We start from the raw sequence: 13,699 nt of genomic DNA, 5'->3' as shown, positions 1-13,699 counted from the left end.
CCGGTCAGGACCGGCTGCCGCCGTCGACGCGCAGGACCGTGCCGGTGACGTAGGAGGCGCGGTCGCTCAGCAGCCAGGCCGCGGCCTGGGCGACCTCTTCCGGGTCGGCGGCACGGCCCAGCGGGGTGCGCTCGACGAGCTGGTCGAGGATGCCCGGGGAGCGCTCGTCCCACTCGTAGATCATCTCGGTGAGCGTGGTGCCGGGCGCGATCGCGTTGACGCGGATGCCCTCCGGGCCGTACGTCATGGCGGCTGACGCGGTGAGGCTGTTCACCGCCCGCTTGGCCGCGCCGTAGATGGGCAGCCAGGGGTTGCCCATGAGGCTGCCGACGCTGGAGTTGTTGACGATGGCCCCGCGTCCGGCGGTGGCACGGATGGCGGCGATCTCGGCGGTCATCGACAGCCACGGCCCCTTGAAGTTGACCGAGCTGACCAGGTCGAAGTCGTCCTCCGACAGCTGGTCCATCGGCCCTGGCTGCTGCCCGGTCGCGCCGTTGTTGAAGGCCACGTCGAGACGGCCGTACAACTCCACGGCCCGGTCGACGGCGGCCCGGACACTCGCCGCGTCGGCGAGGTCGCACAGGACGTAGTCAGCGGTGCCGCCGGCCGCCCGGATCTCCTCCGTGACCGCCTTGAGCTGGGACTCGGTGCGGGCCGCGAGCAGCACCCGGGCGCCCTCGCGGGCGAACAGCCGGGACGCGGCGGCGCCGATGCCGCGGCCCGCTCCGGTGACGAAGGCGACCTTGTCGGTGAGCAGGCCCGAGGTCGTGAGGGTGGTGCCGGTCTGTGTGGTGTCCATGGGGTCGAGCCTGCGTCCGGCCGCCGAGCGCATCCAGGCACCGCTGGTACCTGGCTGCGGCTCCCGGTTCCCCCGCACACTGGAAGCGTGGACCGACGACAACTGGCCGACTTCCTGCGCAGCCGGCGCGAGCGCATCGACCCCGCCGACGTGGGTCTGCCCGCCGGGACGCGCCGCAGGACCCCGGGGCTGCGCCGCGAGGAGGTGGCGCAGCTGGCGTACATCTCGACCGAGTACTACACACGGCTGGAGCAGGCGCGCGGCCCGCACCCCTCCCGCGAGGTGCTGGCCCAGATCGCCCGCGCCCTGCGCCTGTCGGACCCCGAGCGCGACCACCTCCACCACCTCGCCGGAACCCCGCCCGCGCCACGGCCCGGTCCCTCGCGGGAGGTGCGGCAGAGCATGGTCGACCTGCTGCACCGGCTGCCGCAAGCCGCGGCGTTCGTGATCTCGGCGACGCACGAGGTCATCGCCTGGAACGACCTGGCCGCCGCCCTGATGGAGGACTTCTCCGCGCTGCCGAGGCGCGACCGGAACCTGATCCGGCGCGCCTTCCTCTCCCCGGACCATGACGGACGGCCGCTGTACGGCATCTCGGACGCGGACGAGTTCGCCGCGTCCGCGGCCAACGATCTGCGTGCCGCCGCTGCCCGCTACCCCGACGACCCCGAAGTGACCGGGCTGGTCGAGGAACTCCTCGCCGGAAGCGAGGAGTTCGCCCGGCTGTGGGCCGAGCACTGCGTGATCGCCCCGCCCACGCTCCGCAAGACCTTCGACCACCCGCTGGTCGGGCCCGTCACCGTCAACTGCGATGTCCTGGACATCACCGACCTGGACCAGCGGGTCGTCATCTACACCGCCACGCCCGGCTCGCGGTCCGAGGAGGCGCTGCGGCTGCTGTCGGTCGTGGGCACGCAGCGCCTGGACGTGCCGGGCTGAGCCGGCGTCAGTCGGCGGACCTGGTCCAGCCCGTCGCATCGATGCGGGCCGCGTCCGCCGGACGGGCGTCGTCGAAGAGGACGTCCTGGGCTGTCCGCACGCACAGTCCGTCGACGTACGCCCCACGGCCGACGTACAGCCGGTCGGTGGTGTAGCGCCAGCGGAGGGAGAGCTGCCGCGCGGGCGGGAGACCGGCGGTGAGGCGGTGCCAGACGCGGCCCGACCAGCCGGTCACGGAACCGGCCGGGTGCTCCCACGGCTCCTCGGCGAGGCGTGTCGTGGTGAAGGGGAGGGGCTGCCAGGTGGCTCCGCCGTCCGTCGTGGCCTCCAGGACGAGGACGTCCGAACGGGGTTCGGTGTCCCACCACAGGGCGCAGCTGAGTCGTGGGGTGCCTGCCGTGGTGTCGAGGGCGGGCAGTGCGAGTGTCGCGGCCGTGTTGTTCGCCATGCCCGAGAACCAGGCCGTACGTCCGCGCACCGGGCGGACCGGCACGGCGCGTGCCAGGTTGTTCGCGGCGGCGACCCGGGGTGCGGAGCCGGAGCGCCAACTGCGCACGGGATGCACGGAGTTGCCGAGGACGACGAGGAAGGAGTCGGTCGTCGGGTCGAGGACCAGCGAGGTGCCGGTGAAGCCGGTGTGGCCCGCGGTGCGTGGAGTGGCCATCGCGCCCATGTACCAGTGCTGGTAGAGCTCGAAGCCGAGGCCGTGCTCGTCGCCGGGGAAGGCGGTGTTGAAGTCGGTGAACATCAGCTCCACCGACTCCGGTTCGAGGATGCGGGACCGGCCGTAGGTGCCGCCGTTGAGCAGCGTCCGGCCGAGGACCGCGAGATCCCAGGCGTTCGAGAACACCCCGGCGTGGCCGGCGACTCCGCCGAGGCTGAAGGCGTTCTCGTCGTGCACCTCGCCCCACACCAGGCCTCGCTCCAGCCCCGACCAGGGCTTGCGCGCGTCCTCCGTGGCCGCGATCTTCGGCTTCCAGGAGGCGGGCGGGTTGTAGCGGGTGCGGTGCATGCCGAGCGGGGCGGTGATCTCCTCGCGGAGCAGGGTGTCGAGGGTGCGGCTGGTGACGTGTTCCAGGACCAGCTGGAGCGAGATCAGGTTGAGGTCGGAGTAGAGGTAGGTGCTGCCCGGCGGGTTGAGGGGGGCCTCGTTCCAGATGAGGTGGAGCTTCTCCTCGTACGTCGGCGCGCTGTAGAGCGGGATCCAGGGGCGGAACCCCGAGGTGTGGGTGAGGAGTTGGCGGATGGTGATGTCCTGCTTGCCCGCGGCGCCGAACTCCGGGAGGTACGAGGCGACCTTCGCCTCCAGCTCCAGGGTGCCCCGTTCGATCTGCTGCACGGCGAGGATCGAGGTGAAGAGCTTGGAGACGGAGGCCAGGTCGAAGACGGTGTCCTCGGCCATGGCGAGCTGCTGCCCGGCCGGGAACTCGACGCCGGTGTCCGTCTTCTCGTCGTACGCCGAGTAGCGCACCGCCATGCCGATCGGCTCGTGCAGCGCCACCGTGCCGCCACGCCCGGCGAGCAGCACGGCGCCCGCGTACCAGGGGTACTTGGGGGAGGGGCCGAGGAAGGCCTTCGCGTCGGTGACGAGTTGGCGCAGGTGGGCGGGGAGCAGACCGGCGCGTTCGGGGGAGCCGTGCCGCAGCGTGGAACCGCGGCCATGGGGTACGGCGGCTTCGGCGGGGCCGGCGGGAAACGGGGCGATGGCCAGCGCGCCGCCCACGGCGAGTGTCCGTCGGGCCAGTTGACGGCGGGTCAGTCCGCCTCGTCTGCCAGGCACTGCCTCTTCGGTCATCGACCAACCTCCCGCTGAGCCACCTGAAAGTATCTTTCCGGATTGCCCTTGCGCAGTGAAACTTTTATGTCAGGCGTGTCGGGTGTCAACGGGGCGTAGGTGAGAAAAGATCTGACGGAACGTCAGAAAAGGCCTTCCGTCGTCCGGAGGACTGCGGCATCCTGCGCCCATGCAGACGGAGCTGAGCAAGAAACTGGGAGTCGAGCACGCCATTTTCGGCTTCACGCCGTTCCCCGCCGTCGCCGCGGCCATCAGCCGGGCCGGCGGCTTCGGGGTGCTCGGCGCGGTCCGCTATACGGCCCCCGACGACCTCAAACGCGACCTCGACTGGATCGAAGCGCATGTCGAGGGCATGCCGTACGGCCTCGACGTCGTCATGCCCGCCAAGAAGGTCGAAGGCGTCACCGAGGCCGACGTCGAGGCGATGATCCCGGACACGCACCGGCAGTTCGTGCGGGACACCCTCGCCAAGTACGGGGTGCCGGAGCTGGCCGAGGGCGAGGCGTCCGGATGGCGCATCACCGGATGGATGGAGCAGGTCGCCCGCACGCAACTCGATGTCGCCTTCGACTTTCCGATCAAGCTGCTCGCCAACGCCCTCGGTTCCCCGCCCGCCGACGTGGTGGCCCGCGCCCACGAGCAGGACGTCCTCGTCGCCGCGCTCGCGGGCAGTGCTCGCCATGCCAGAAAGCACCAGGAGGGGGGCATCGACATCGTCGTGGCGCAGGGCTACGAGGCGGGCGGCCACACCGGCGAGATCGCCTCCATGGTCCTCACACCCGAGGTCGTCGAGGCCGTCGACCCGCTGCCGGTACTGGCCGCGGGCGGTATCGGCAGCGGACAGCAGGTGGCGGCCGCTCTGGCGCTCGGGGCGCAGGGGGTGTGGCTGGGCTCCATGTGGCTGACCACCACAGAGGCAGACATGCATTCGGCCGCCCTCACCCGCAAACTGCTAGCCGCCGGTTCCGGCGACACCGTCCGCTCCCGCGCCCTGACCGGGAAACCCGCGCGCCAGTTGCGCACCGACTGGACCGACGCCTGGGACGACCCGGACGGGCCCGGCACCCTGCCCATGCCCTTGCAGGGGCTGCTTGTCGCGGACGCCGTCTCACGCATCCAGAAACACGAGGTCGAACCGCTGCTGGGCACGCCCGTCGGGCAGATCGTCGGCCGGATGACCAGCGAACGCAGCGTCCAGGCCGTCTTCGACGACCTCACCCGAGGCTTCGAGCAGGCCGTCGACCGCATCAACCGCATCGCCGGAAGGAGCGGACAGTCGTGACCACCGGATTCTGGGCCCAGGCCGCCGAAGACCCGACCCGTACGGTGCTCATCGCGCCGGACGGCGAGCCCTGGACCGCGGGCCGCCTCCACGCCGCGGCCAACCAACTCGTGCACGGCCTGCGCGCCGCCGGACTCGAACGCGGCGACGCCTTCGCGGTCGTCCTGCCCAACGGGCCCGAGTTCTTCACCGCGTATCTCGCCGCCACCCAGGCCGGGTTCTACCTCGTCCCCATCAACCACCACTTCGTCGGCCCCGAGATCGCCTGGATCGTCGCCGACTCCGGCGCCAAGGTGCTCCTCGCCCACGAACGGTTCGCAGGACCCGCGCGTCAGGCAGCCGACGAGGCGGGCCTCCCGCCCTCCCACCGGTACGCCGTCGGCACGGTCGAGAGCTTCCGGCCGTACGCCGAACTCCTCGACGGACAACCGGAGTCCGCGCCCGCCGACCGCACCCTCGGCTGGGTCATGAACTACACCTCCGGCACCACCGGCCGCCCCCGCGGCATCCGCCGCCCCCTGCCCGGCAAGCTCCCGGAAGAGTCCTACCTCGGCGGCTTCCTCGGCATCTTCGGCATTCAGCCGTTCGACGACAACGTGCACCTCGTCTGCTCGCCGCTCTACCACACGGCCGTCCTTCAATTCGCGGGCGCGTCCCTGCACATCGGCCACCGTCTCGTCCTGATGGACAAGTGGACGCCCGAGGAGATGCTCCGCCTGATCGACACCCACCGGTGCACGCACACCCATATGGTCCCGACACAGTTCCACCGGCTGCTCGCATTGCCGGACCACACCAAGCGGTCGTACGACGTGTCGTCCATGCGGCACGCCATCCACGGCGCCGCCCCCTGCCCGGACCACGTCAAGCGGGCCATGATCGACTGGTGGGGCGAGTGTGTCGAGGAGTACTACGCCGCCAGCGAGGGGGGCGGTGCTTTCGCGACCGCCGAGGACTGGCTCAAGAAGCCCGGCACGGTCGGCAAGGCCTGGCCCATCAGCGAACTCGCGATCTTCGACGACGACGGCACCAGGCTGCCGCCCGGCGAACTCGGCACCGTCTACATGAAGATGACCACGGGCGGCTTCGCCTACCACAAGGACGAGAGCAAAACCCGCAGGAACCGCATCGGCGACTTCTTCACCGTCGGCGACCTCGGCCTCCTCGACGAGGACGGCTATCTCTTCCTCCGCGACCGCAAGATTGACATGATCATCTCGGGCGGGGTCAACATCTACCCCGCCGAGATCGAGTCGGCCCTGCTCGCCCACCCCGCCGTCGCCGACGCCGCCGCCTTCGGCATCCCGCACGACGACTGGGGCGAGGAGGTCAAAGCCGTCGTCGAACCGGCCCCCGGCCATGAACCCGGCCCCGACCTCGCCGCCGCGATCCTCGACCACTGCGCCGAGCACCTCGCGGGCTACAAGCGGCCCAAGAGCGTCGACTTCATCGCGGAGATGCCGCGGGATCCCAACGGGAAGCTGTACAAGCGGAGGCTGCGGGATCCGTACTGGGAGGGACGTACGCGGCCGGTGTGAGCGGCCACTCCATACGGGCGGGACGTGTGGGTCCGCCCCATGTGGGACGGACCCACATCGCCGTCACCGGCGTTCGGTCACCCGCACCACCCGCAGGGCGGGCGAGGACGCGATGTCCTTCTCGCAGAACCGCGCGGTCACCCACTTCTCACCCGAGAACAACCGGGTCTGGTCGCTGAAGTGGGGCGAGTTCGGATTCGAGGACTGGGAGTACGTCAGGAGCGTGCGGGCCACCGGACAGCGGCTGCCGTCCCAGCCCACGGCCTGGATGTGGCTGGCGCCGAACGACACGTCCCGGTAGCCGCCCTTCGCCTTGTCCCAGACGGGCTCGATCTTGTTCCACACGCCCAGGGACTCGGTGCCACCGCCCACGGGCAGGCGCTGCCCCTTCCGTACGACGTACTGGTGGTCCCCGAGCCGCGCGTCCAGCGGGATCCCCGCCGCGCGCAGCTCCGCCACCGCGTCGGCGAGGGCGCTGGTGAAGCCCGGTGCGTCAGTGTTGAGCGTGTGGGGGGTGCCGACCGGGTCGGCCGGTGAGAACGGGACCTTCCAGAGCTGCGCGGACGGCACGGCGGCGCGCAACTTGCGCCAGAACCGGTCGAAGAGCAGCGCACCCCGGCTGTCGCCGTTCATCGTGCGGTCCCAGGACTTGAGCACACCGCAAGCCCGGCTCACGTCAACTGCCGTGCCCCCGCTGCTCGTTGCGATACCGCCGGGAAGCGCCGCGCACGCCCGAGCTGCGTCGGCCGCGGCCAGCTCACCAGCGGTCGAGCGGTTCGCGAACTGCTGCCGCTGGAGATCCCGGACGGTGAGCCCGCCCTTCGCCGCCAGGTCCGCGACATCGGCGACGGCACCACGGGTCCGCACGGAAGCGGCCGTACGAACCGGGCCGAAGACCCGCTCATAGCCGGTGACCTGCTGGTCGAGGTTGGTCAGCCAGGCGCTGTCATTGGAGTTTGCCAAGGCAGGGGGCGTGGAGAGAGACGCTGGTCAACCTTGCTGTTAACCCCGGATATTCAGCGGAATTGGGTGATCTGACACCCCGATAGCAGAAAGGTGCCGTTGACCCGCAAGGATAGGACTCCGTGAGCCTCGAAATTTCGTGACGGTCCGCCGACGGAGTCGGTGGACCGTTTTCGTGCCGTGGTCTGGGGTCGTGCAGGCTGAAGACCCGAGTGTCGCCTCGGGATGGCGCCGGATTCCACTGCTCTGGGTGTTGAGGTGCTGTCGAAGGGGCGGGGCGTCCATTGGTGAGCCTGGGTCCGGGAGTTGGTTGAGCCGGTCGAGGGCGGCGGTGATGTGGCCGATGCCGGGATGGTGTGTCGTGGTGTGGTGGAGCCCGGTTGCGCGCTGTGCTCAGGCCGCGGTGGCGAGGCCGGCGACTCCGGTGATCTGCTCCCAGATGGCGAAGCGAATGCTCATCTCGGCGCGGTAGTTGTGTGCGGGCAGCAGGTGTCGGCGAGGCCGGAAGCGGGGCGAGATACCGCTGAACGCGGACAGGAACCGCTGCGCCCCGCCTGCGGAGCGGAAGCCCTTCATCGCCCGTTCACGCTGCCTCGCTCGCTGGTGGCTGTTCTGGGCCCGGTTGTTCAGGCCTTTGTGGGAGCGGTGCTCGACGGAGGGCATGACCTCGCGGTGGGCGGCGCCGTAGGAGCGCAACTTGTCGGTGACGATCACCCGCGCCACCGTTCGGGTCTTCTTCATCAGGCGGCGGAAGAAACGCCTGGCCGCAGCCTTGTCCCGGCGGTTCTGCACCAGGATGTCCAGGACGTTGCCGCCCTGGTCGACGGCCCGCCACAGGCACTGCAACCGCCCGTTGATCTTGATGAAGACCTCGTCCAGGTGCCACTTGTCCCCAGGCCGAGGCCGCCGGCGGCGCAGCGCGCTCGCGTACCGCTGCCTGAACTTGCCGCACCAGTGGCGCACCGTCTCGTAGGAGACGGTCGCGCCCCGCTCGAGCATCAGCTCCTCGACCTCGCGCAACGACAGCGGGAAGCGGTGATACAGCCACACACAGTGGGAGATGACCTCGACCGGGTACCGGTGCCCCTTGTACGACAGCGACGCGCTCCCCACGGACGACCCTTCCCAGGCTGATCAACCAGAAGATCATCCCACCGGCCAGCTAACGTGACAGTGCCCTGCGGACGCCCCGCGCAGGAAAGAGAAAGGGCCGCACGATGGCCGCGAGCGACCACCCGCCAGACCACGATGCTCGCGTCACCGCAGTGGGCGAACGGCATGCCGGCTGGCTGGAACTCTTCTACGACCTGCTGTTCGTCGCCCTCGTCGCGCAGCTCGCCCATCCGCTCGTGGAGCACCCCGGCTGGGAAGCCGCGCTGCGGATGCTGGCACTGTTCCTGCCCGCATGGTGGGTATGGGTCGAATCGACGCTGTACTCCAACCTGACCGGAGAGGGCGGCATCGAGCGCCGGATCACCTTGCTGGCACAGATGGCGGCCCTGCTGGTGATGGCCGCCGCGGCGACCCCGGCCGCCCACGGCGACCAGGCCATGTACGCCGGCGCCTACGTCGCCACCCGGATCGTCCTGCTCACCCTCCGGTTGGTCCTGCGCGGCAAAGTGCCCGCGGGCGGATCCAACTGGCCTCTGCTGATCTCGGCCGCACTATGGGCGGGATCCATCATGGTGCAGCCGCCCCTCACCTATCTCCTGTGGCTGGCCGGGCTCCTGATCGAAATCACCCCGTGGCTGGGGCGCTCCCGGGGCGCCTCACAAGTCCAACGCTGGCTGACAGAGGGCCGCATCGAGAGCAGCCACCTTGTCGAACGCTTCGGGCTGTTCATCATCATCGTGCTCGGCGAAGGCATCGCGCTGATCATTGCCTCGATCGCCCAGGCAGAAGCCACCCCGGCGGCTGTGATCACCGGTCTGGCCGCCTTCCTCGTCCTCGCCACGCTGTGGTGGCTCTACTTCGACTTCGGCTCCGCGGTAGCCGAAAAGACCATGACGTCACGTCCCGACGAGGCGTTCCGCCTCACCAGGTCCATCTTCGTCATCGGGCACTTCCTGCCCGTTGCCGCCCTTACAGCCTTCGCCGCCGGACTCGGCGGCCTGGTAACTGCCGCTGCCCAAGGCCACCACGCCGGCGCCTCGCTCCGGCTCTGCACCGCCGCACTGGCGATCTACCTGACGAACAACGCCATCCTCGGGCTCACCCAGATCCGATACCCCCTCACCCAGGTATTCACCTGGCTGCTGCCCAACCTCACCCTGCTCGGCGCCCTGGCCCTTCTCGCCCGTCATCTCCTGCCGGCCGTGGCACTCCTCCTGATCACCGCCTTCCTCATGCTGGAGATCGTCCTGTCGGCACAGCGAGGCAGGCGACAACCGTCACTCCGCACGACACCAGCGTCCGAAACCGACGCAGCTGCTCCCGGCCGGAAGCAGCCGAACGACCCGCCAGCATCGGCACACTGACACACAACTTCCCGCCCCTGTCGACGCCACCCGTCATTGCCTCCGGTTTGCTCGGTGGCTCCCCTCAACCCGTGCTCCCCGCCACCGGGAGCTTGCTGTTGCGCCCCTGGGAAGAAGCCCGATGCACCAGCGTTCCTGTCTGCTTGTCAGGGTGACGAGATCCGCCGCTGGCACACGCGCCGACCCTCCTCCGAGGCCCAGGTCCGGGAATGGTTCGACGCACACCGCCAGGATTGGAAGCGTGAGAAGGCCAGCCACTGAGCGATCACCCGCGACGGCGACCAGGTACTCGGCCGGACGGCGCTACGCGGCCTGGACTTCGACGACGGCATAGCCGGCGTGGACTACTGGGTACTCCCGGCCGCCCGCAGCGCCGGCGTCACCTCGCACGGCCTCGGGGCGCTCACCGCCTGGGCACTGAACGAGATCGGCTTCCACCGTCTGGAGCTGGACCACTCCACCCGCAATCAGGCTTCGTGCAGGGTCGCCACCCAGTCCGGTTATCTCCTGGAAGGCACCAAATGCAGCGCCGCCGTGCATGACGATGGCCGACACGACCTGCATCTGCATGCCCGCATCCGAGGAGACTGAGCTTCCCGATCCATCACGCAGGCCCTCTTGACCTGCGACGAGACGAATACCGCCTCCCAGCGCGTGATCGAGACGACCGGCGGCCAGTTCATCGACAGGGCCGGTGACAAGCGTCGTTACTGGGTGCCGACGTCCTGATCAGCCGCCCGGTGGTCCCAGATCGAACCGCGCGTCCGGTTGGCACAGCTACGACAGCTCGAGTGCCAGCCTCCTCAGCTCTCTACGGGAGCTGACGCCCAGCTTGGCGAAGATGTTGCCCAGATGCCATTCGACCGTGCGGGGACTGATGAACAGCTGCGCGCCGATCTCGGGATTGGTGTAACCCTCGCGAGCGAGCCGGGTGATGTGGATCTCCTGCGGTGTGAGGTCTGTGGTCACACCCGTGGTCTGAGGGTGAACTTTCTCCCCGGCGGCTTGCAGTTCGCGGCCGGCCCGCGCGGCGAATCCTTCGGCGCCCATCTGGCTGAACATGTCGTACGCGATCCGAAGTTCGGCCCGGGCATCGGTTCGACGGTCGGCGCGCCGCAACCACTCGCCGTAGACGAGGTGGGTGCGCGCCAGATAGACGACCTGAGGGCGGCTGCGTTCCAGATGAGTGATGGCTGTGAGGTATTCGTCCTCGGCGGACGGGCCGGCTTCGGCGAGCGCCCTGGACCGGGCAAGAATCCCGACTGCGGAGTCCGTTGTGATGGGGCCTGCTCGTTCCGCCAGCCGGGTAAGTGCGTCGGTGGCGATTGACGTTCGGCCGCTTCGCGCGGCCGCCTCCACCATCTCGGTCAGCGCATACAGACTGATCCCGATGTCGTCGTACTGAAGGGCGGATCGGCAGTTGCTCAGTGCCTCGTCATAGTGCCCCAGACCGTTGTTCAGAATCGCCGCCGCGTACAGCGCCACGTGGATGGCGAAACCCTCGCCACGCTCGGTCGCGCCGTCGATCGACTCTCGCACGAGATCAAGAGTCAGCTGTTGCTGCCCTCGGTAGGCCGCGAGGTACGGCTCGATATAGCGTTGCGCAGGAGCGCCGGTCGCCGTGCGGATGACCTCGGCCTCCTCGAGCAGGGCAGCTGCCTGCCCGAACTCTCCCAATTGCACATGGACGCCGGCCTGGGTGGTCAGCGCAACCGGTAGCAGCGTCAACGACGCTGTCCTGCGCAGCATTTCGAGCTGACGCGCGGAGAGCATGTTGTAGGTGTCCTGGTCGAACAGGTCCAGGCACACTCGGTTGGTGATGTCGTGCCACCGGGGGTCCGCTGTACCTGCTCTCTGCTCGCGTACGTACTCGTCGATTGCGCTCCTCAGTGTGGGCGCCGCCGCGACGTGCCCTTCCGTCAACCGCACGATGAGTCCGTCCAGCAACATGTCGACGGCCTTGGGCGGACCGGCGGGGCGAGGTGCATGTCTTGCCGCGTCGGCGATATGGGCAGGGGAGCTCAGTTCACCCACGGAGAGCCGGCCCACGATGATGGCGGACATCAGGGCCTCGAGGTAGGTTTCGCGGGCCAAGCCGGGGTCGATCACCTCCAGCTGTCTGGCGGCGGCCAGCAGCAGTGGCGGTGCGTCGCGGCCGCGGCTGGCGGTGAACGCCAGTTTCGCCCTCACCAGATTGACACGCACGCCGATGGATGCGCCGTCGGCCGCCTCCTCCGCGACGGCGAGCAGTTGTGCTGCCGAATCCGGTGCGCCCGCATCGAGCTTCGCCTGGGCGGCCTGAAGAGCTCGCTCCGCTCGGCGGTTCGAATCCGGTGTCACGTCGACGGCGTACGCCAGGAATGCGGCGGCGGCTGCCGCGCCACCCCGAGCGCGGGCGCGTCCGGCCGCGAGAACCAGCTCGCCGGCGATCCGCTCGTCCGGCGCGGCTGCCGCGTGCGCACGGTGCCACGCCCGGTGGTCGGCGGCCAGGGGATCCGTGATCGCATGAGCCAGCGCCTCGTGCACCTGACGCCGTTCAGACAGTGATGCGTTGCCATAGATCGCCGACCGGACGAGTGGATGCCGGAAGCGGACTCGGCCGACGGTGGAGATCAGTCCGGCCGCTTCGGCCGGTGCCGCGGCCTCGACACCGATGCCCAGTCGATCGGCGGCCCTCCACAGCCAGGACGATTCTCCGGTCGGCTCCGCCGCGGCGATCAGCAGCAGGGTGCGGGTCGGCGCGGACAGGTCGTGAAACTGCCGGCTGAACGTCGCCTCGACTCTCGTCGCCGTCGATCTCGCCTCGGCCAGGCCGTAGCCGCCCGCGAGCTCCGTCGGGCTGAGCGCGCGGTGCAGTTCGAGCAGGGCCAGCGGATTGCCACCGGATTCCTCGATGATGTTTTCCCGCATCCGGTCGCTGAGCCGGCCGGGCACCATCGCGGCGAGCAGAGCACGGGCGTCGGAATCGCCGAGCCCGTGCAGCAGGAGTTCGGGCAGACCTGCCAGCTCGGCGGCTGGCTGACGGACGGCGAAGACCATCATGACCGGCTCGGCCAGTAGTCGCCGCGCCACAAATCCAAGGGCCTGCATGGAAGCGCGGTCGACCCACTGCGCGTCGTCGATCACGCAGACCGTCGGGCGCTCGGATCCCGCCTCCCCGAGCAGCGTGAGGACGGCCAGCCCGACGAAGAGCCCGTCCGGAGCATCACCCTCGGTGAGTCCCAGCGCGACTTCGAGGGCGTTGCGCTGTGGCTTGGGCAGCCGGTCTGCCAGAGCCATGAGGGGGGCGCAGACCTGCTGCACGCCGGCGTAGGCGAGCTCCATCTCGGATTCCGCACCGCTGATGCGAATCACGCGAAAGCCCGACGCCTGCTTGTGCATGTCGGTAACCAGAGCCGTCTTACCGATGCCTGCTTCACCGCGGACGACCAGTACCGCGCTCTGGCCTTCCCGGGCATCACTCAGCAGCCCGGCCAGCATCTGCTGCTCGCGTCGCCGACCCAGCAGCGCACCAACACCGACAGCGTTCTCGCGCATGGCAGTCATGGTGGCACGGAGCAGGCGCCCCCGTGGGAGAGCGACCCCGGGGTTTTCCCGGGGTCGACGGCAGACGGTCGGTGTTTCACTGGACGCGGTACATACCGGAGCGAACCGCTCTCAACCCGCGGCGGCGACACCTCTTCCAGGCGAAGGGCTGTGATCCCGATGACCGGCGACAAGACCGTTCACCACGTGACCTGCGTCGTGCTTCGGAAATTCGGTTCGACGACCGTTTTCGAAAACCCGGTCTTTACCGGATGGCTGGCCCTGGTGAATCTGGACCGTGCTCAACGGGTCGCCGTCGTCGCGTGAAATGCGGCCTGGCGTCGCGGCTGTTCTCATGGACTGCAATCGTCCCAAGGCTCA

9 protein-coding genes and 2 pseudogenes are annotated in these 13,699 nt (G+C 69.3%); 6 read left to right on the top strand and 5 right to left on the bottom strand.

The features are described from left to right. Positions 1-4 precede the first annotated feature (4 nt). Positions 5-799 (bottom strand): SDR family NAD(P)-dependent oxidoreductase, encoded by a 795-nt coding sequence (locus KCH48_RS30785; RefSeq protein ID WP_246886138.1) that lies wholly within the window; start codon positions 797-799, stop codon positions 5-7. An 87-nt stretch (positions 800-886) separates the two neighbouring features. Between KCH48_RS30785 and KCH48_RS30780 the strand changes: the two genes are divergently transcribed. Further along, complete coding sequence (locus KCH48_RS30780) at positions 887-1,738, top strand: helix-turn-helix transcriptional regulator (protein WP_210578344.1); 852 nt, start codon at positions 887-889, stop codon at positions 1,736-1,738. A gap of 7 nt (positions 1,739-1,745) precedes the next feature. Here KCH48_RS30780 and KCH48_RS30775 read toward each other — a convergent pair whose 3' ends face one another. Continuing rightward, positions 1,746-3,533, bottom strand: a complete 1,788-nt coding sequence (locus KCH48_RS30775; protein ID WP_210578342.1) for a serine hydrolase domain-containing protein — start codon at positions 3,531-3,533, stop codon at positions 1,746-1,748. Positions 3,534-3,702: 169 nt separating this feature from the next. Between KCH48_RS30775 and KCH48_RS30770 the strand changes: the two genes are divergently transcribed. Together KCH48_RS30770 and KCH48_RS30765 are read left to right on the top strand one after the other, a co-directional pair. Continuing rightward, on the top strand, positions 3,703-4,815 hold the full coding sequence (locus KCH48_RS30770; protein WP_210578340.1) for a nitronate monooxygenase family protein: 1,113 nt from the start codon (positions 3,703-3,705) through the stop codon (positions 4,813-4,815). After that, a complete protein-coding gene (locus KCH48_RS30765) occupies positions 4,812-6,353 on the top strand; it encodes an acyl-CoA synthetase (protein WP_210578338.1) in 1,542 nt (513 codons plus the stop codon). The genes KCH48_RS30770 and KCH48_RS30765 overlap by 4 nt, the downstream gene beginning before the upstream one ends. Positions 6,354-6,416: 63 nt before the next feature. On the opposite strand, the pseudogene KCH48_RS30760 reads toward KCH48_RS30765, so the two are convergent. After that, positions 6,417-7,316, bottom strand: a pseudogene (locus KCH48_RS30760) (penicillin acylase family protein); the annotation flags it as partial. Positions 7,317-7,709: 393 nt separating this feature from the next. Continuing rightward, positions 7,710-8,429 (bottom strand): IS6 family transposase, encoded by a 720-nt coding sequence (locus KCH48_RS30755; protein WP_210578336.1) that lies wholly within the window; start codon positions 8,427-8,429, stop codon positions 7,710-7,712. Between the two features lie 152 nt (positions 8,430-8,581). Here KCH48_RS30755 and KCH48_RS30750 point away from each other — a divergent pair, with 152 nt between their 5' ends. After that, positions 8,582-9,793, top strand: coding sequence for a low temperature requirement protein A (locus tag KCH48_RS30750; RefSeq protein WP_210578335.1), 1,212 nt, complete (start codon positions 8,582-8,584; stop codon positions 9,791-9,793). A gap of 35 nt (positions 9,794-9,828) precedes the next feature. Beyond that, positions 9,829-10,384: pseudogene (locus KCH48_RS30745) on the top strand (GNAT family N-acetyltransferase). Positions 10,385-10,570: 186 nt separating this feature from the next. Here KCH48_RS30745 and KCH48_RS30740 read toward each other — a convergent pair. Then, a complete protein-coding gene (locus KCH48_RS30740) occupies positions 10,571-13,330 on the bottom strand; it encodes a LuxR family transcriptional regulator (RefSeq protein WP_210578333.1) in 2,760 nt (919 codons plus the stop codon). Between the two features lie 168 nt (positions 13,331-13,498). Here KCH48_RS30740 and KCH48_RS30735 point away from each other — a divergent pair, with 168 nt between their 5' ends. Continuing rightward, the gene (locus KCH48_RS30735; protein ID WP_210578331.1) at positions 13,499-13,645 is read left to right on the top strand and encodes a hypothetical protein; all 147 of its coding nucleotides are present in this window, start codon (positions 13,499-13,501) and stop codon (positions 13,643-13,645) included. Positions 13,646-13,699 lie beyond the last annotated feature (54 nt).

It is taken from the genome of Streptomyces sp. GESEQ-4 (assembly GCF_017948455.1).
Classification (GTDB): Bacteria; Actinomycetota; Actinomycetes; order Streptomycetales; family Streptomycetaceae; genus Streptomyces.
This window is presented reverse-complemented; position numbering and strand designations above follow the sequence as displayed.

Coding starts and splice junctions, on each gene's coding strand:
- KCH48_RS30775 (WP_210578342.1), bottom strand. CDS start 3,533: ATGACCGAAGAGGCAGTGCCTGGCAGACGAGGCGGACTGACCCGCCGT.
- KCH48_RS30785 (WP_246886138.1), bottom strand. CDS start 799: ATGGACACCACACAGACCGGCACCACCCTCACGACCTCGGGCCTGCTC.
- KCH48_RS30740 (WP_210578333.1), bottom strand. CDS start 13,330: ATGCGCGAGAACGCTGTCGGTGTTGGTGCGCTGCTGGGTCGGCGACGC.
- KCH48_RS30735 (WP_210578331.1), top strand. CDS start 13,499: ATGACCGGCGACAAGACCGTTCACCACGTGACCTGCGTCGTGCTTCGG.
- KCH48_RS30770 (WP_210578340.1), top strand. CDS start 3,703: ATGCAGACGGAGCTGAGCAAGAAACTGGGAGTCGAGCACGCCATTTTC.